At 40.9% G+C, this 16,888-nt stretch carries 20 protein-coding genes; 3 read left to right on the top strand and 17 right to left on the bottom strand.

Features of this window, described 5'->3' with window-relative positions; all coding sequences use genetic code 11:
- Nucleotides 1-85: 85 nt before the first annotated feature.
- Nucleotides 86-769 carry a Bax inhibitor-1/YccA family protein gene (locus tag N8O80_RS04740; protein WP_001016903.1) on the bottom strand — a complete coding sequence of 228 codons (684 nt, stop codon included), beginning with the start codon at nucleotides 767-769 and terminating at the stop codon, nucleotides 86-88.
- 54 nt (nucleotides 770-823) lie between these two features.
- Nucleotides 824-1,564 carry a TrmH family RNA methyltransferase gene (locus N8O80_RS04735; protein ID WP_261027063.1) on the bottom strand — a complete coding sequence of 247 codons (741 nt, stop codon included), beginning with the start codon at nucleotides 1,562-1,564 and terminating at the stop codon, nucleotides 824-826.
- Nucleotides 1,565-1,597: 33 nt separating this feature from the next.
- Here N8O80_RS04735 and N8O80_RS04730 point away from each other — a divergent pair, with 33 nt between their 5' ends.
- The gene (locus tag N8O80_RS04730; protein WP_143952514.1) at nucleotides 1,598-1,876 is read left to right on the top strand and encodes an acylphosphatase; all 279 of its coding nucleotides are present in this window, start codon (nucleotides 1,598-1,600) and stop codon (nucleotides 1,874-1,876) included.
- 77 nt (nucleotides 1,877-1,953) lie between these two features.
- Nucleotides 1,954-2,880 carry a membrane protein insertase YidC gene (yidC, locus tag N8O80_RS04725; RefSeq protein WP_020903084.1) on the top strand — a complete coding sequence of 309 codons (927 nt, stop codon included), beginning with the start codon at nucleotides 1,954-1,956 and terminating at the stop codon, nucleotides 2,878-2,880.
- A 225-nt stretch (nucleotides 2,881-3,105) separates the two neighbouring features.
- On the opposite strand, the gene pflA is transcribed toward yidC, so the two are convergent.
- From pflA to N8O80_RS04650, 15 genes are all read right to left on the bottom strand, one after another.
- A complete protein-coding gene (gene pflA, locus N8O80_RS04720; RefSeq protein ID WP_020901989.1) occupies nucleotides 3,106-3,900 on the bottom strand; it encodes a pyruvate formate-lyase-activating protein in 795 nt (264 codons plus the stop codon).
- A gap of 125 nt (nucleotides 3,901-4,025) precedes the next feature.
- Nucleotides 4,026-5,276 carry a diaminopimelate decarboxylase gene (locus N8O80_RS04715; protein WP_261027062.1) on the bottom strand — a complete coding sequence of 417 codons (1,251 nt, stop codon included), beginning with the start codon at nucleotides 5,274-5,276 and terminating at the stop codon, nucleotides 4,026-4,028.
- Between the two features lie 66 nt (nucleotides 5,277-5,342).
- Nucleotides 5,343-6,170, bottom strand: coding sequence for a pur operon repressor (gene purR, locus N8O80_RS04710; RefSeq protein WP_004238844.1), 828 nt, complete (start codon nucleotides 6,168-6,170; stop codon nucleotides 5,343-5,345).
- A gap of 105 nt (nucleotides 6,171-6,275) precedes the next feature.
- Nucleotides 6,276-7,217, bottom strand: a complete 942-nt coding sequence (locus N8O80_RS04705; protein WP_020901987.1) for a 3'-5' exoribonuclease YhaM family protein — start codon at nucleotides 7,215-7,217, stop codon at nucleotides 6,276-6,278.
- The gene (locus N8O80_RS04700) at nucleotides 7,207-8,463 is read right to left on the bottom strand and encodes a DNA recombination protein RmuC (protein WP_020901986.1); all 1,257 of its coding nucleotides are present in this window, start codon (nucleotides 8,461-8,463) and stop codon (nucleotides 7,207-7,209) included. Before N8O80_RS04700 ends, N8O80_RS04705 begins: the two co-directional genes overlap by 11 nt.
- 1 nt (nucleotide 8,464) lies before the next feature.
- Nucleotides 8,465-9,127, bottom strand: coding sequence for a thiamine diphosphokinase (locus N8O80_RS04695; protein ID WP_261027061.1), 663 nt, complete (start codon nucleotides 9,125-9,127; stop codon nucleotides 8,465-8,467).
- Nucleotides 9,090-9,746 (bottom strand): ribulose-phosphate 3-epimerase, encoded by a 657-nt coding sequence (rpe, locus tag N8O80_RS04690; protein WP_020901985.1) that lies wholly within the window; start codon nucleotides 9,744-9,746, stop codon nucleotides 9,090-9,092. Before rpe ends, N8O80_RS04695 begins: the two co-directional genes overlap by 38 nt.
- 10 nt (nucleotides 9,747-9,756) lie before the next feature.
- Nucleotides 9,757-10,635, bottom strand: coding sequence for a ribosome small subunit-dependent GTPase A (gene rsgA, locus N8O80_RS04685; RefSeq protein ID WP_020901984.1), 879 nt, complete (start codon nucleotides 10,633-10,635; stop codon nucleotides 9,757-9,759).
- 1 nt (nucleotide 10,636) lies between these two features.
- The gene (gene rsmA, locus N8O80_RS04680) at nucleotides 10,637-11,509 is read right to left on the bottom strand and encodes a 16S rRNA (adenine(1518)-N(6)/adenine(1519)-N(6))-dimethyltransferase RsmA (protein ID WP_020901983.1); all 873 of its coding nucleotides are present in this window, start codon (nucleotides 11,507-11,509) and stop codon (nucleotides 10,637-10,639) included.
- A 64-nt stretch (nucleotides 11,510-11,573) separates the two neighbouring features.
- On the bottom strand, nucleotides 11,574-12,140 hold the full coding sequence (rnmV, locus tag N8O80_RS04675; protein WP_120719138.1) for a ribonuclease M5: 567 nt from the start codon (nucleotides 12,138-12,140) through the stop codon (nucleotides 11,574-11,576).
- On the bottom strand, nucleotides 12,140-12,916 hold the full coding sequence (locus tag N8O80_RS04670) for a TatD family hydrolase (RefSeq protein ID WP_261027059.1): 777 nt from the start codon (nucleotides 12,914-12,916) through the stop codon (nucleotides 12,140-12,142). The genes rnmV and N8O80_RS04670 overlap by 1 nt, the downstream gene beginning before the upstream one ends.
- A 496-nt stretch (nucleotides 12,917-13,412) precedes the next feature.
- Complete coding sequence (locus tag N8O80_RS04665) at nucleotides 13,413-13,763, bottom strand: hypothetical protein (protein WP_020901978.1); 351 nt, start codon at nucleotides 13,761-13,763, stop codon at nucleotides 13,413-13,415.
- A 256-nt stretch (nucleotides 13,764-14,019) separates the two neighbouring features.
- Complete coding sequence (locus N8O80_RS04660; RefSeq protein ID WP_020901977.1) at nucleotides 14,020-14,544, bottom strand: hypothetical protein; 525 nt, start codon at nucleotides 14,542-14,544, stop codon at nucleotides 14,020-14,022.
- Nucleotides 14,545-14,548: 4 nt separating this feature from the next.
- Entirely contained in the window at nucleotides 14,549-15,742 is a 1,194-nt protein-coding gene (locus N8O80_RS04655) for a hypothetical protein (protein ID WP_020901976.1), read from the bottom strand.
- A gap of 17 nt (nucleotides 15,743-15,759) precedes the next feature.
- Entirely contained in the window at nucleotides 15,760-16,155 is a 396-nt protein-coding gene (locus tag N8O80_RS04650) for a hypothetical protein (protein ID WP_020901975.1), read from the bottom strand.
- Nucleotides 16,156-16,301: 146 nt separating this feature from the next.
- Here N8O80_RS04650 and N8O80_RS04645 point away from each other — a divergent pair, with 146 nt between their 5' ends.
- Nucleotides 16,302-16,634 (top strand): helix-turn-helix domain-containing protein, encoded by a 333-nt coding sequence (locus N8O80_RS04645; RefSeq protein WP_020901974.1) that lies wholly within the window; start codon nucleotides 16,302-16,304, stop codon nucleotides 16,632-16,634.
- The last annotated feature ends 254 nt before the right edge of the window (nucleotides 16,635-16,888 follow it).

Here is a 16,888-nt window from a genome sequence, read left to right as displayed (position 1 = left end):
AAGCATTATACACCTATTTCCAAGAAAAGAAAAGAGCAAATATAAAAAAATCAGTGCTCCTTTGAACACTGATGTTAGGGGCCTTCTAGTCATTGCGACCGAAGATACGTAGAATACTTAGGAAAAGATTGATAAAATCAAGATAGATACTGAGAGCCATTGACACAACCCAACCTGTCGCTACACGGCCTTGTGATTGTTCATAAGCGAGACGAATTCTTTGGTTGTCCCAAGCAATCAACCCTGAGAAAACCAAAACCATGGCTACGCTAATCATATAATCAAAGAAACCGCTAGCCAAGAAAATATTAACTACCATGGCAATCAGCAAACCGATAAGAGCCGCCATCATAGCCCGACCAAGGCCACTCAAATCTTTCTTGGTGAACATGCCAACTGCCGCCATGACAAAGAAGAGAAGGGCACTCGACACAAAGGCGGATAAAACTGTACCCGGAGTATAGAAGGCCACCACAAAACTAAGGGTAAAGCCGTTTAAAACAGAGTAAAGTAAAAATACTGGAAGAGCAGCTGGACTATTCTTTAAGGCCATGTTACTAGCAACGAAGACTAGTGCTAGCTCTGCAAAAGTAGCAATGGTCAACCAGAGACGTCCCTGCATCAAAAAGTAAACCAACTGAGATTGAAAGACCGTCAACATAAGGCCTGATACCAAAGCGGATAATCCGATTCCCAGACCAACAAAGGCATAAACCTTAGCGTAAAATTGATTGAGACCTGCGCGGTCGTGAATAATAGTGTGATTCATCTTTTCTCCTTTTCTATGAATGTCTTTTCTTGATTATAACAAAGAAAGTTAAAATTAGCTTAAATGGAAAATTAAAATACCGGCTGCAACGGCAACATTCAAACTCTCTGCCTTCCCCTTCATACTAATGTGGACCAACTGGTCTGCATTTTCAGCCATAAGGGGACTAATTCCTTGCCCCTCATTTCCCATGACTAGTACAAAATTTTCTATAGGAGGCAGTTCTCTGTAATCAACAGAATCTTTAGACAGGGTTGTTGCCAGCACTGGGATACCTGCCTCTTTGGTTTCCTTAAGAAGCGCTTGACTAGACATCCGGTAAATAGGCAGATGAAAATGACTGCCTTGCATGGAACGTAAGGTCTTGAGACTGTAGATATCTGCCGATTTATCTGAAACAATCACTCCAGTAAAACCTGCTGCATCCGCAGTCCGAATGATAGTTCCCACATTACCAGGATCTTGCACATCTTCCAAAAACAAGAACTTGCCCTGAATCAAATCAGCTTGTCCTACTTCTTCTTTTTGAACCACCGCAACAATTCCCTGTGGAGTCTGAGAATCCGCCAAATCTAGCAAAATATCCTCTGACACCCAGACAGTTTGCGAAAAAGCAGCTAACTGTTCTTGGTAATTTTCTAGAGCAAAGATTTTTTCAATCGTCACTCCAGCTTGAACAGCTTCTTCAAACAAGTGCCAGCCTTCAATCAAATAAGCAGACTTGCGGTATTTTTTTCGGTGTAATTTCTTGGCATTTTTTACCACAGAATTGGCTTTTGAGGTTATAATAGTCATAGAAATATTATAACACAATCAAAGGAGTTTGGTATGCAAAAGGTTAGAATGATTGCCCAAGGTAGGGTACAGGGTGTCGGCTTTCGTTGGGGTGTTTACAGCTTGGCACTTGAAATTGGTGGCATCACAGGTCGAGTATGGAATAACGACGATGGCACAGTAGAAATTTTAGCCCAAGCAGACTCATCTGCTACCATGGCAAAATTTATCCAAGAAATCCGCAAAGGACCCACACCTTTTTCAAAAGTCAGCTACTTAGATGTCCAACTGAGCAACTTTCCTCCCTACCCTGACTTCAAAATCGCAAATTAGGTCTCTAGAACTATTGTATATTTTGTAAAAAAACAGTAGAATAGAAAGGTATAATTTTTTAAGAAGGAATAAAAACAGTGAAATCTATTAAACGTTTTGCACTCTCAGCTATGGGAGTAGCTATGCTATTAGTCTTGACAGGTTGCGTTCAAATTGATAAAGCAACAGGTAAGCCAATCGGTCCCGTTTGGGATTTCTTGGGTGCCCCGATGGGAGAAGCTATCAAGTACTTCGCTACTGATAAAGGGCTAGGCTTCGGTGTCGCTATCATTATCGTTACCATTATCGTGCGCTTGATTATCTTGCCACTTGGTATCTACCAATCATGGAAGGCAACGCTTCACTCTGAAAAGATGAACGCCCTCAAGCACGTCCTTGAGCCACACCAAACTCGTCTCAAGGAAGCAACAACTCAAGAAGAAAAACTAGAAGCCCAACAAGCTCTCTTTGCCGCTCAAAAAGAACACGGCATCAGCATGTTTGGTGGTGTAGGATGTTTCCCTATCCTCCTTCAAATGCCTTTCTTCTCTGCAATCTACTTTGCTGCCCAACATACTGAAGGAGTTGCTCAAGCAAGCTACCTAGGCATTCCTCTAGGTTCTCCAAGTATGATTTTGGTTGCCTGCGCAGGTGTCCTTTACTATCTTCAATCGCTCCTTTCACTTCACGGAGTAGAAGATGAAATGCAAAGAGAACAGATTAAGAAAATGATTTACATGAGCCCACTCATGATCGTCGTCTTCTCCCTCTTCTCACCAGCCAGTGTCACACTTTACTGGGTTGTCGGTGGTTTCATGATGATTCTCCAACAGTTTATCGTCAACTATATCGTTCGTCCAAAACTTCGCAAAAAAGTCCGTGAAGAACTAGCCAAGAACCCACCAAAAGCACGTGCTTTCTCTACACCAAGTGGACGAAAAGACGTTACCCCTGAACAACCAACTGCTATCACAAGCAAGAAAAAACACAAAAATCGCAACGCTGGAAAACAACGTTCGAGATAAGAAGAAAAAGGCTTAGCTGATTTGCTAAGTCTTTTTGCAAGTCATACTCTTCGAAAATCTCTTCAAACCACGTCAGCTTCGCCTTGCCGTATATATGTTACTGACTTCGTCAGTTCTATCCACAACCTCAAAACCATGTTTTGAGCAGCCTGCGGCTAGCTTCCTAGTTTGCTCTTTGATTTTCATTGAGTATCAAAAGCCCGATGTTTCCATCAGGCTTCTTTTTTATCCATGTACACGTTTCATATAGTCTTGGTAACTTTCGGTATCCATGAGTTTTTTAGCGTTCTTAACGCGGTCTGCTGTTGGTGGTTTGACTCCTTCGAGGGAATATGGAATTCCCAATTCACGCCATTTGAATTCACCCATGGTGTGATAAGGTAGAATTTCAAACTTATCCACATTTTTGAGGGTCTTGACGAATTTCCCAAGTTCAATCAGGTCATCGTCTCTGTCTGTCAATCCTGGAACTAGCACGTGGCGAATCCAGACAGGTTTTCCAATATCTGATAGATACTGAGCACAGGCCAAGATATTTTTATTGGTTTGGCTAGTGACAATCTTGTGCTGTTCTTCGTTGATTTCCTTGATATCCAAGAGGACCAAGTCAGTGACAGCCATGAGTTTGTCAAACTTCTCAAGGTAACGTGGTTTATTACGGAAAGGAAGGGCACAGGTATCCAAGGTACAGTGGATTCCGTGTTCTTTGGCCTTGGTAAAAAGGGCAATCAAGAAATCAATCTGCAAGAGGGCTTCTCCTCCACTGACTGTAATTCCACCCTTATTCCCCCAGAAACCGCGGTAGCGCAAGGCCTCTGTCAAAACATCATCTACCGTCCGTTCACGTGATTTATTGGACTCCATAGCCCAAGTGTCTGGGTTGTGGCAATACTGGCAACGCATGTGACAGCCCTGCAAAAAGACAATAAAGCGAATACCAGGGCCATCTACCGCCCCAAAACTTTCTGTCGAATGCACCATTCCTGTCACTTGTCCATAATCAATTGTTTCTTCAGACATATCGTTACCTTCCTTGAAAACGTTTTATAGTTTTATTATATCACGACTTGAAGGAAAAACAAGATTTTTGCCTATTTTTTAGAAAGCAATCTGTTTTTCAATTTCATTTTCAATTACTTATCATTTTATTCTTCAAAATCAAAGCCATATAAGGTTGCAAAATAGTCCTCAGGGCGCTCCGCACGGCGGATTTGACAGGCTTTACCTTCTTCGGTATAGAGGATTTCCGCAGAACGAAGTTTGGCGTTGTACTGGTATCCCATTGAAAATCCGTGGGCACCTGTATCATGAATTACCAGCAAATCACCGATTTCTGTATGAGGCAGTTCGCGATTCACTGCAAATTTATCATTGTTTTCACAGAGTGAACCAACCACATCTACTACTTCAGCTGGTCCTTCTGGATGAGTCATATTGGTAATATGGTGGTAGGCGCCGTACATGGCTGGACGCATGAGGTTGACTGCTGATGCATCCACACCTAGATAGGTACGGTAGGTTTCCTTCTTATGAGTGACTCTTGTGACTAGAGCCCCATGAGGTGCCAACATAAAACGACCCAATTCAGTGAAAATCTTGACCTGACCAAGACCTGCTGGCGTAAGGACCTCTTCATACACCTTACGAACTCCCTCACCAATCAAGGCGATATCGTTCGGCTCCTGGTCTGGACGATAGTTAACACCAATACCGCCAGAAAGATTGATAAAGTCTAGCGAAATACCCAACTTTTCCTTGATTTCAACAGCCAATTCAAAAAGCTGACGCGCCAACTCTGGATAATAGAGATGGGTCACGGTATTGGACGCTAGGAAGGAGTGAATCCCAAAAGTCTTGGCTCCTTTTTCCTTCAAGATGGCAAAAGCTTCAAAGAGCTGGTCCTTGGTCATGCCAAACTTGGCTTCTCCAGGATTATCCATAATATCTGTTCCTAGCTCAAAAACGCCTCCAGGATTGTAACGACAAGAGATAATTTCTGGAATGCCTGCTGCTCGCTCTAGATGTTCAATATCTTCAAATGCATCCAAGTTAATGGTCGCACCCAATTCACGCGCATAGGCGTATTCCTTGTCTGGCGTGTTGTTTGAAGAGAACATAATCTCAGAACCAGGGAAATCCAGTTTATGGCTCATCAAAAGCTCCACATAACTAGAGCAGTCCACACCACAGCCTTCCTCTTGGAGAATTTTCAAAATAGCTGGTGTTGGAGTAGCCTTAACTGCAAAATATTCCTTAAAGCCTTTGTTCCACGAAAAGGCTTGGTTGACGGCTCTTGCCTTCTCACGAATTCCCTTCTCATCATACAAGTGAAAGGGAGTCGGGAACTCGGCAACAATCTTTTCTAAGTCTTCTTTATTGATAAATGGTGTTTTCATAAGTTTCCTTCTATTCTATTTGCAAAGAAAGGCTGGGACAATCGTTCCAACCTTTAGTTCTATCTCTTATTTATCTTCGTCAAAGATATTACCAACCTCAACATCGATGGCTTGGTTCTTGACATCAATATTGGTTACCTTCAAGAGTGACTTGTAGTCAAACTGCTTTTCGCGTTCTTCTTGAGCATTATCCGCAAAGACCGCTACACCTGCCAATTCTGAATCAAACTCACGCAAAAGGCTGATCATCCCATTGACAGTTCCGCCACCTTTCAAGAAGTCATCCACAATCAAGACACGGCTGCCTGCCTTGAGACTACGTTTTGAAAGGAACATTTTCTCAATGCGGTCACCACTTGAACCTGATACATAGTTGACGCTGACAGTTGAACCTTCGGTAATTTTCAGGTCACGTCGCACAATAACAAAGGGAACATTGAGGACATTGGCAACTGCATTTGCAAGTGGAACACCCTTAGTCGCTACGGTCATAACCGCATCAATTTTTTGGTCCATAAAGCTCTTGGCAATAATGCGACCAATATTTTTCAAGATGGCTGGTGTGCTAAGCAAATCAGACAGGTAGATATAGCCACCTGGCAAGATACGGTCACTTTCTGACAACTTGGCACGCAAGTCCTCAACCATTTCCTTGGCATCATGGCTTGAGATTGATGGTGTGAAAATGACACCACCACCAGCACCAGTTACTGTCTGGATATGACCGATTTCAATTTCCTCAAAGGCGCGTTTGATAATGACGATATCCTCTGAGATGGATGATTTAGCAGATTCATACTTTTCAGCAAAAGTATTGAGACTAGTTAGTTTATAAGGATTATTAATCAAATAGTTGGAAATGACAACCATCCGATCACTTCTTCTTAATTTCATTTCTATTTCCCACTTCATTTAATTTTGATATTTTATCTATTATACCATATTCACATAAAAAAACGAACATTCTTATCCTAAAAAATGCTCATTTTTCTTAAATTATTAATCTAAATCTGGTTTATAGAAGGAACGATTGTCCATAGCGAAGATTTTATTGGTCATCTCTCCTTTGTCCACCAAAGCAAGAGCAGTTGACATCATCATCATGCTTGCATCCAGATTGTCAATCATATGGATAATCTCTGCTTCCATAATGCGTGGACGGACTGGGCTTCCATACTCAAGTAAGCCGTGGTGACTGAGGATGACGTGACGAAGCAGAACGACTTCTTCCTTGGTATCATCGATGCCAAGCTCCATCACTGTCTTAGTAATTTCACTATCAATTAGAGCGATATGCCCAAGAAGATTGCCTCGTACTGTATACTCGGTCTGATCAGGCCCTGTCAACTCGATGACTTTAGCCAAGTCGTGTAGCATAACCCCCGCATAGAGCAGGCTCTTATTGAGTTGAGGATAGACTTCGCTAATAGCATCTGCCAAACGCACCATGGTCGCCGTATGATAGGCCAAGCCCGTTTCAAAGGCATGATGGTTGGTCTTGGCAGCTGGATAGGAGTAAAATTCCTTATCATACTTGGTGTAGAGATTTCGGACAATCCTTTGCCAAACAGGATTTTCAATTTTAAAAATCATTTGCGACATATAGTCACGGATTTCCTTGACATCAACTGGCGACTTGACCTTGAAATCAGCTGGATCATTGGGTTCGCCCAGTTGAGGCAGGCGAAGAGTAATTTGATTAACTTGAGGGGTGTTGTTATAAACTTCTCGGCGCCCTTTCATGTGGACAACCTTACCTGCGGTAAAGGCCTCAACGTTATGAGGTTGAGCATCCCAGAGCTTCCCTTCAATCTCGCCACTATCATCTTGGAAGGTAAAGGCTAGGTAGTTTTTCCCAGCTCGTGTCTGCCTCAGGTCAGCTGATTTGATTAGGTAAAAGCCTTCAAACAACTCATCTTTTTTCATGTGACTAATCTTCATATTCTTCCTCGTTTTCTTGGAAATGGAGTAGATCAAGCGCAGGCTCACCTTCTGATAACTCAATGTGACGGAGCGTCCGCTCGATAGCTGTGGTACGACGGTTTAATAATTCATCAATATTGCCAGAGGCATGTTGGAGGTGCTTTTGTGCCTTAACCAGAATACCACCAAACTTGCCAAACTCCGTCTTGACACTGGCTAGGGTCTTACTGATATGGTCTGCACTCTTTTGAATATTGAGAGTTTTGAAACCAACTGATAGGGAATTGAGAAGGGCTGACAGAGTACTTGGACCTGCGACAATAATCTGCTCCTCCCGTCTCAAATCATCAAAGAAGACCGGATTGCGGACGATTTCTGAGTAGAGACCTTCTGTCGGAACAAACAAAACTCCAAAATTGGTCGTCCGAGGTGGTGCTATGTACTTGCTCTTGATATCCTTGGCAAAGCGCTTGACGCTTGCTAAGAGCGACTTACGACAGCGTTCAATCTCATCCTTGTCCCCTGCCTCATAGGCTTCTTCTAAGCGGTAATAATCAGCCAGTGGAAACTTAGAGTCAATTGGTAGGTAGACGTATTCCTGGTCGCCTTGTCCGGGTAACTTGATGGCATACTCCACTCGTTCACTAGAGTTTTCAACCGTTGCGTATTCTCGTTCATACTGGGCAGGGGTCATGATGTCCTCGATGATTTGTCCCAGTTGCAATTCTCCCAGAATTCCTCGTGTCTTGGTTCCAGAGAGAACCTTGTTGAGAGCTCCGACATCACGCGCAACTGTCTGCATTTCTCCAAGGCCACGATTGACCGACTCCAGTTGCTTGGAAACTGTCTCAAAGGAAGCCTGCAAGCGCGTCTGCAAGGTCTTTTCTAGTTTTTCCTCGACCGTTTGGCGCATTTGTTCCAACCGTTGCTCATTTGATTCCTGCAAGGCTTGAAGGCGTTGGTCGGTCTTGTCTCTAGTTTGCAAGAGATTATCTGTCATTTCTTGACGGACTTGAGTTAGACCTTGGTGCAATTCTATTCGCACTTCTTGCAAACGGTCGCTGACAGCCACTTCCAAGTCTTTTTGGTCTAACTGGCTGGCTTGTCTGGCTTGTTCAAAGCGGTAATCCAACTGATCTGACAAGTGATCTGCCTGATCCTCCAAACTCTTGCTGAGATGTTTTTCCTGCTTATCCTGCCTTTGCCAAATCAGAAAGAGACCAGCTAGGTTGGCAATCAATAATAGAACAAGTAAACTTTCCATCCTACCTCCTGTCCTTGCTATGCAGCACGACCACATAGCCATCTGGGCAAGTTACCGAAACTTCCCTATCTATATATTCGTTAGAAGCATACACTTTTTTAAAGAAAAAATTTTCCTCTGTCAACTCATACTTGGCACCAAGAATGGTCAGCTGGCTATCTCGAACTGGCATAAAGGCTAGATAGTCGTAGTCTGAACGGGGTTCTAGCTGACTGGTCCCTTCTGGACAATAGGCAATCAAGTTTTGCCCATCCTCAATCGCTATCTGACGCATATAGGGAGCCAACTTGGGATTGCTAGGCAGAAAAACATTGGCCAGCATATGGTCAATACGGCCACCCAAAGCACCGAAAATAGTGACCTGAGCCTGAGGATTTTGTTCAAAGATGGTCAAGAGAGCCAATTCCAAATCGGTATCATCTTTTTCTGGTTGAGCTTGGACAAAATACTGGGCATGTTTTTGAATCACCTGTCGCTCTTCTGCACTGACAGAATCAAAATCTCCAACTGCTAGAGTAAGAGGAAGGTTTTCTTCCAAGACCCAGAGTGAGCCTCGATCCACACCGACAAAGCAATCAAAGTCCGTCCGGTAGTGACCACGGTCTCCGCCAGCAAAAACGGCAACCCTAGTCCAGTTGTTTTCTGAGAGTTTGTACTCGCTCATTGACATCTCCCTTAAAGACATAGGAACCTGCTACAAAAACGGTCGCACCAGCTTCTTTGGCTTGAGCAATAGTTTGGTCATCAATCCCGCCATCCACTTCGATTTCAAAGTTCAAGCCTTTTTCATCACGAAGAGCAACCAACTCACGGACCTTATCCATGGTCTCTGGTAGAAAGGTTTGACCACCGAAGCCAGGGTTAACTGTCATGACTAAGACTTGGTCAACTAGGTGAAGGACGTGCTTGATAGCCTCAACAGGCGTACCAGGATTGATAACAACTGATGGCTTGACACCGAGTGAACGAATTTTTTGGAGGGCACCATGGATATGAGGTGTCGCCTCCACATGGATACTGATGATATCCGCACCTGCACGCGCAAAGTCTTCTAAATGATGCTCAGGGTTTGACACCATCAAGTGGCAATCGAAAACCATCTTGCTATGAGGGCGAAGAGCTTCGACCACACCTGCACCAAAACTGATTTGTGGTACAAAGTGACCATCCATGATATCGATATGGGCATATTCTGCCCCAGTTGCTTCTAGGCGTTTGATTTCACGTTCAAAGTTGGCATAATCTGCTGCCAGAATTGACGGAGCAATCTTGTATTGAGACATAGGTTTCTCCTTATTTTGGAATTTTTTTGCTGACCTTTTTATAGGTTTCTCTACGATTTTCAATTTCACTGAGGAATTGCAGGTAGTTTTCAAAACGGAAGGACGCAATGGTACCCTCTTCTACAGCAGGCTTAACCGCGCAAGCTGGCTCATGGGTATGGGTACAGGTACGGAATTTGCAGTCTCGGCTAACACTAGCAATCTCTGGAAAGGCCTGATTGAGGTCTTCCGCCGTTGATACTTCATAGTCCAAGGATGAAAAACCTGGTGTATCTGCGATTTTACCCCCATTAAGGTTGTAAAAACTAACAGCTCGAGTGGTATGGCGCCCGCGACCTAGACTGTCTGAGATTTCTCCCGTTTCAAGATTGAGGTCTGGTGCGATTTTATTGAGAAGAGTTGATTTCCCAACGCCCGTCTGCCCCATAAAGACTGTCACCTTGCCTGTTAACAAGGGCAGGAGTTCCTCTTTACTGGTCACAAAGTCATAGCCGATGTCACCATAAGTCTTTTCATAAAAATCCAGTTCTCCTCTATCTTCCAACAAATCCATTTTGGAAATATAGACGATGGGATGGATACCCTTGTGTTCCAAGAGAACCAAGAAACGATCCAGCAAATTGCTGTTAAAATCAGGTTCCTTGACGGACATAATTACCACAGCTTGGTCAATATTGACAATGGGCGGACGGACCAGACTGTTTTTCCGTTCGTGAATCTTGAGAATATAGCCTTCTGAATTTTCCTCGGCAGAGAAATCTACCCAGTCCCCAACGTAAGGAGTATGGCCTTTTTTACGGAAATTTCCACGCGCGCGTGTTTGATAGACCTGGCCATCACTCTCTACATAGTAGAAGCCTGCCAAGGCTTTAATAATTTGTCCCTGCATATTAGAGTCCTTGCCCTTTAAGCGCGTCTGCTAGACTGGCAAATTCTGCCAAGCTGAGAGCTTCCCCACGCACACTTGGTGACAAGCCTGCCTGATCCAAAGCCTTGGTCAGCTTGTCCTTGACCTCTTCAGTCTTGCCAAAGTAACCTGTCAAGTTATTCCACAAGGTCTTGCGGCGATGGGTGAAACTTGCCTTGGCAACCTTAAAGAAGAAGTTCTCGTCTTCCACTGCTACAGCTGGTTCTGGACGGCGCACCATTTTCAAAATAGCTGAGTCCACATTTGGCGCTGGCACAAAGACCGTACGAGGCACGATAAAGGCAACCTTGGCTGTCATATAATACTGCACCGCGATCGACAAGCTACCGTAGGCCTTGGTGTTTGGCTGGGCTGAAATGCGGTCTGCCACTTCTTTTTGCATCATGACCACAAACTCACTAAAAGGAATGCCACTTTCAATCAAGTGCATGAGAATAGGCGTCGTAATGTAGTATGGCAAGTTAGCCACTACCTTAATTGGCAAATCAGGATTTTTGAAATTCTGGATATGTTGCGCCAAATCAACCTTAAGAATATCCTCGTTGACTACGGTCACATTGTCAAAATCACGCAAGGTATCTGCTAAAATCGGTACCAAACGGTGGTCAATCTCAAAGGCCATGACTTGAGCCGCACGCTCAGCCAAAAACTCCGTCAAGGCACCAATCCCTGGCCCGATTTCGATAACATTGACCTGGTCATCAATTTCAGCCGTATCCACGATCTTTTGAAGGATATTAGTATCCGTCAGGAAATTTTGCCCAAAGGATTTTTTAAAGGTAAAACCGTGACGCTCTAGCACTGCCTTGGTCACGCTATAATCTGCAATTCTCATCTATTCTCTTTTCTATTATCTGTTACTTCTATTGTAACACATTCCCCTTGTATTTGGGGTTTGCTTAACTATTCTCATAAGATTTCATAGCTTCTTCCACTTCTGCCAAGGTGACTCCAAACAACTCTAAGCGCTTGAGGAGTTGCTTGCCGTTGGAATAGCCAATTCGGAGAGCCTCTCCTAGATATTCTCGTCGCTTACGGCTATCTGCTCCTGCTAGAAAACCAAGTCGGATCAAGTCGCTACGACTGATATCAAACTGACTTTCATGTTCAAATTGTTCTGTGACCTGAGCTAGAGCCGTTTTCAAATCTTCATAGCTGGCATGCTCAATTCCCAGGGAACGTCCCTTGGTCTTGGACTTGGGAACAGCTTCATCTCGTTTGAGGAAGGCATGCTGAACTGTTGGAATGGCCGTCATAATCATGCGGCGAATCCGCTCCCCATTAAAATCTGGGTCTGTAAAGACAATGACTCCATGACGTTGGTGCAGGCGCTGAATCCGATCTATATCCTGGTCATTGATGGCAGAACCTCGAGTCTCATAGGTCTCTACATCGAAATAGCGTTTGAGATTGGCCGTATCATCGCGCCCTTCGACCACGATAACTTGGGAAATTTTCTCTTTCATTACTTGCTGTCCAATCCAAAAATTCGTTCTGCATTTGCAGTTGTTACCTCCGCTAGCTCTTCTGCCGTCATCCCACGCAAATCAGCTATAAAGTCCACTACATAGCGAGTATAGGCTGTTTTGTTTTCGCGACCCCGTTTAGGAACAGGAGCCAAGTAAGGCGCATCTGTCTCTACCAAAATCTTGTCCAAAGGTAACTCTTTAGCTGCTTCTTGGATGTCAGTTGCCTTCTTGAAAGTCACCACTCCTGAGAAGGAAATGGTCATGCCAAGCTCGACAAACTTCTCTGCCCACTCAAGCGTCCCCGAAAATGAGTGCATGATACCACCTCGAGGACCAACGCCCTCACTCTTGATAATTTCATAAGTATCTTCCAGCGCATCACGGGTATGGACAACAAAAGGCAAATCCAAATCCTTAGATAGCTGAATCTGACGGCGAAAAACCTGCTCCTGTACCTCTTTTGGCGCTGTCATCCAATGGTAGTCCAAACCAATCTCACCCAAGGCAACTACCTTTGGATGCTTGAGCTTGTCAAGCAAGTAGGCTTCAATCTCCTCTATGTAGGTTCCAGCTTCTGTAGGATGCCAACCAATAGTTGCGTAGAGTTGGTCGTACTCATCTACCAACTCTAGGGCACGCTCAATCGTCGGTTTATCAAAACCAACAATATTCATTTGTGTCACACCCATCTCAGCAGCCAAGGCAATTTCTTCTGCCTCACGACCTGCAAATTCTTCTACATTCAAGTGTGTATGTGTATCAAAAATATCCATACTATATTTCCTTCTCTTTCCTCAATATTCCTTAACTACCAGAAGAAAAGAGTTTCTTTCTTCTATACTTCCCTATATTTCCTCTAGTTTCTATTCACTTTGGTTAGTACTTGGTTAGCATCTACAGATGAATTTGATTAAGTTTCTCTCTACTAATGAAATTATCCTTAGCTTTTTGCAACTTCTCATAGTCCGCTAAAAATCATTTCATCTCCTTGTACTTTTAAAGCAAAGGAAAGCTATGTGGCACAGCTTAATTATAACATAACTACATAGCTTCCACATATTTCTTTTGTTTATACAACAAAAATTCCTTATAACCTTCAATGTATATATATTCTTATCAGAAGGTTTTAAGATATAGCCCTAGAATTTTTCATTACATTTCAACAACTTCAATGTCTTTTGCAGTCGAACTAAGCTGGTTACGGTATTCTCCGTATACAATTGCTTTCTCAATGTCTATAATTTCTATGACCGTCAGCATCCGAACCATTCAAACTTCTTTTGCAAGATACGAGAATGATTTATTATCAAAAACAACTCCAAACAGAATTTCTCTGTCTCTGTCGCTCAACAAACTCTCAATAGCATCGTTTATAATAGCAATTTCTTCTTTTTTAATTAAGAGAGATAATGCATCACTATCATCTGCTATCGTATCTAATAAAGAACCTTTATCAATTGAACTACTGTCTAAACTACACAGACCATAAGAACGATCTTTTCTACATGAATTCTCATAGGGCTGGTTTAATAAGTTATCTACCTTAGTCCAATCACCAGATAATACAGCTCTTCGAATCGCTTTTTCTCTACGTTGTTCTACTTTTGTTAAATCTACCATATGGTTGGTACCTCCTTTGGGATTTACCAACCATACATAGTTTGTCTTCTTACGCTATCGTCAGTGGAAAAAACTTAGTAGTCATTTTAGATAGAAACAGTCAGATGTATAAAAAAATAGCAGTTATACAAAATCGTATAACTGCCATGCATTTTACTCGCTATATATATCATAAAAAATTCATAATCATTCACCAATTTATGGACTTTCATACACCACTGACTGGTTAACTCACACATAAATATATTAAATTCAATCACTGAAAAACATTATCATCATTAAACACTAACTCTGAATAAAAAATATTGGATGTTTGTTTAATATTTTCCAAATGGTTTGTTCTTTGTGACTGTGTAAATTTAATTTGTATTCCATGTTTACTATTATAATTAACAAAGTATGCTTCTGGATTCTCTGCTAACCATTCTAACGTACTTAACTCAGCCATAATAATTCTGATTTTTCTTATACCTTCCTGTGTATCAACAAATACAAATGAAACTGCTGGAACCATCCCTAGCATATTAGCTGTGTCTTTCAATTTGTTTATGTTATTCCTATCAAAATCAAATGATTTACTTTCCGTGTCTGGAAAATTCCTTCCCTTCACAGAAATGGCTAGTCTTTGGAACTCTCCAGTCCTTCTGACAGCTATTACATCTGCACCAACGTGATCAATGAGAGCAACTGACCAATTATTTAATCCTAAAATATACATTACCAAAGATTCTGAAAAATCACCGAATTGTTTTGGGAAACGAAGATCGCGATAATTAGTCATATTATTATCTATCCTCAAAAAAACGTTCTAAAACATATAAGCCACCTTGCGATGGTTGTCCTCCATACATTTCTTCTTTATCAACTCGAATGCCATTATAAAAATGTTCAACGAATCTTTCAAAATCTACTGGACTTAATGTCTTTTCCTTTAGTTTACCTTTATCTGAAACTTGCAAACGATAATCAAAAAAGAGTAACTTTACAATAGCTTTTAGCCCATTTCTCCATTTATCTTTGGAAAAAATTTCCTTTACTATTGAGTCAATGGATAATCCGTCATGTAAGTATCGATATAAAATAGCTCCAATAAAATTAGTCGCATTCGCTCCTAGTTGCTTCCTTATTTTCGGTAGTTGACTACTATAATTTTTTTGGCCATTTAACCTCCAATTTTCATATTGCAAGGTCAATATAAAATATAATACCTCATTACTTTCATTTTTATAATTTACAAATGGCAATGTGACTCGATAATTATTTCCAAATACTGTCTTCCCTTTATACAGTAAATCAACCTCGAACAATTGTGATCCTTCTTCTTCCTTTGAAACAAACTTTTCAATTTCTTTAAACGGAATTAGTAAATCTGTACTAGACCGATCCAATGCTCCCAAAATATAAACAAGATAATCATCAAAAACTGCGACATAATATATATGATTGAATGAGGATTGCAAAAAGCCTTCTAGTTCAGATGCTTTTTTATCTAAATCTCCTTTTAAAACAATTGAATACTTATATTCTGATGCAAAACCCAATCCTTGCGAATAAATATAATTTAAAATCTTATCATTTCCCTCACTCGTCCTTTGAGGAGTATAAATAATATTATTCATTGAGTCAATCGCATCCCCCAAAGTACCAGTTAAAGGAGGTACACTCTGCTTTATCTTTTGTGTTTTACTTTGTTCCAACCAGTCTGAAATAGTCAATCCTGTATCGTAGGTACCAGTTGGATAGGATTCAACAAAAAATTTAATTTCAGCTTTAGTAACCGAAATTTTACCACGATTTTTACCGCCTTTTTCACAATATCCTTGTGTAATAGCAGATATTTTCCATGCATAATTTTTATTACTATAAAAATCCTCTGCGATAAACGATCCACTTTCACCATTCACAAGATAGCGATACAATACTTCTACGCGTTCTTCTTTACTTGTTTGTAAAAAATCATTCAATAAGCCAAAACTCATGTTATTTTCCTACCATTCTACTTTTTAACTTTCCACATTGTGATACCATTTTTATAATTATATTCTGCTTTATAGCCAGCAGCTTTTATTAATGTTATAGTTCTTTTACATATTGTTTCTACATCTTTTCCAGTATTAAAATAAAGCCAAGTAGGTAATTTATCATATAAAGGTGTATCTCTGAAATATCTAGATTGATAAAAACTATAAAAACTAGCATTAAATACATTTCTAGAGAAAAATTTAGTTCTTCCATCATAGTTATAACTCATTAACTTTTCGGTTCTTTTAAATTCCTCTATAGCATACTTTTTAAAAGCTCTATATAATTGTTCTTTTTGACTGGTGCTCATAACCTTAGTTTTATGGTAAACACTATACGCTTTTGCAGTTGCAGCAGAATATACTAACATAAGACTACACTCCTATTGTATTGTTTTTTATCTATTTTAACACAAAATTGTATAGTTCGCTATACTATATTGATATTTTGGACAGTTAACTGTACTTAAAAAATCATATAAAGGATAGTAGAATAGTACAAAAGAGGAAATTACGGATGGAAGCTAATCAATTACAAAAATACATAGCAGTGCGTATAAGAGAATGTAGAAAAGAACAGAATCTTAGTCAAGAACAATTATCCAATCAAGCAGGGCTAGGTGTTAAAGCAATACAAAACATTGAGAATATGAAATATGATTTTAAAATACACACACTTGAAAAAGTGCTTACTGCTTTAGGAATGACCGTAGAAGACTTCTTTAATTTCCCACTCTCAAATAATTACGTCCCTATAACTACATTGATCGATAACATCTCAGATTTATCTCACACAAAAAAATTAAAAATAATTTCTTTGTTCAATGAAATTGTCAAAAATATAGATTAAAAGAGGAACTCTCAATGAATTCCTCTTTTTGTTTGCTACTTTAACTTTCCTTTGGTTAGTTCTATGGTTAATTTGTGCCTCAATAATATCATGAGTCCTTAAACTGCACTCCAAACACTCTAAGTATGTGTATCAAAAATCATCTCTTCTAACCTCGTTTTCTATCTTCTATTATACCAAAAAACTGCCCTCTCTCCTCATCTGTAAAAAATATTCTAAAATCTATTGTCGTCTCTTGACGCTATTTTTTCAAA

The organism is Streptococcus mitis, from assembly GCF_946190155.1.
Classification (GTDB): domain Bacteria; phylum Bacillota; class Bacilli; order Lactobacillales; family Streptococcaceae; genus Streptococcus; species Streptococcus mitis_CL.
The sequence above is the reverse complement of the archived record's forward strand: the minus strand, read 5'-3'. Positions and strand labels throughout refer to the sequence as shown.

What these genes read in the sequence shown, in the direction of transcription:
- N8O80_RS04740 (WP_001016903.1), bottom strand. Translation starts at nt 769, where the DNA reads ATGAATCACACTATTATTCACGACCGCGCAGGTCTCAATCAATTTTAC.
- N8O80_RS04735 (WP_261027063.1), bottom strand. Translation starts at nt 1,564, where the DNA reads ATGACTATTATAACCTCAAAAGCCAATTCTGTGGTAAAAAATGCCAAG.
- N8O80_RS04730 (WP_143952514.1), top strand. Translation starts at nt 1,598, where the DNA reads ATGCAAAAGGTTAGAATGATTGCCCAAGGTAGGGTACAGGGTGTCGGC.
- pflA (WP_020901989.1), bottom strand. Translation starts at nt 3,900, where the DNA reads ATGTCTGAAGAAACAATTGATTATGGACAAGTGACAGGAATGGTGCAT.
- N8O80_RS04715 (WP_261027062.1), bottom strand. Translation starts at nt 5,276, where the DNA reads ATGAAAACACCATTTATCAATAAAGAAGACTTAGAAAAGATTGTTGCC.
- purR (WP_004238844.1), bottom strand. Translation starts at nt 6,170, where the DNA reads ATGAAATTAAGAAGAAGTGATCGGATGGTTGTCATTTCCAACTATTTG.
- N8O80_RS04705 (WP_020901987.1), bottom strand. Translation starts at nt 7,217, where the DNA reads ATGAAGATTAGTCACATGAAAAAAGATGAGTTGTTTGAAGGCTTTTAC.
- N8O80_RS04700 (WP_020901986.1), bottom strand. Translation starts at nt 8,463, where the DNA reads ATGGAAAGTTTACTTGTTCTATTATTGATTGCCAACCTAGCTGGTCTC.
- N8O80_RS04695 (WP_261027061.1), bottom strand. Translation starts at nt 9,127, where the DNA reads ATGAGCGAGTACAAACTCTCAGAAAACAACTGGACTAGGGTTGCCGTT.
- rpe (WP_020901985.1), bottom strand. Translation starts at nt 9,746, where the DNA reads ATGTCTCAATACAAGATTGCTCCGTCAATTCTGGCAGCAGATTATGCC.
- rsgA (WP_020901984.1), bottom strand. Translation starts at nt 10,635, where the DNA reads ATGCAGGGACAAATTATTAAAGCCTTGGCAGGCTTCTACTATGTAGAG.
- rsmA (WP_020901983.1), bottom strand. Translation starts at nt 11,509, where the DNA reads ATGAGAATTGCAGATTATAGCGTGACCAAGGCAGTGCTAGAGCGTCAC.
- rnmV (WP_120719138.1), bottom strand. Translation starts at nt 12,140, where the DNA reads ATGAAAGAGAAAATTTCCCAAGTTATCGTGGTCGAAGGGCGCGATGAT.
- N8O80_RS04670 (WP_261027059.1), bottom strand. Translation starts at nt 12,916, where the DNA reads ATGGATATTTTTGATACACATACACACTTGAATGTAGAAGAATTTGCA.
- N8O80_RS04665 (WP_020901978.1), bottom strand. Translation starts at nt 13,763, where the DNA reads ATGGTAGATTTAACAAAAGTAGAACAACGTAGAGAAAAAGCGATTCGA.
- N8O80_RS04660 (WP_020901977.1), bottom strand. Translation starts at nt 14,544, where the DNA reads ATGACTAATTATCGCGATCTTCGTTTCCCAAAACAATTCGGTGATTTT.
- N8O80_RS04655 (WP_020901976.1), bottom strand. Translation starts at nt 15,742, where the DNA reads ATGAGTTTTGGCTTATTGAATGATTTTTTACAAACAAGTAAAGAAGAA.
- N8O80_RS04650 (WP_020901975.1), bottom strand. Translation starts at nt 16,155, where the DNA reads ATGTTAGTATATTCTGCTGCAACTGCAAAAGCGTATAGTGTTTACCAT.
- N8O80_RS04645 (WP_020901974.1), top strand. Translation starts at nt 16,302, where the DNA reads ATGGAAGCTAATCAATTACAAAAATACATAGCAGTGCGTATAAGAGAA.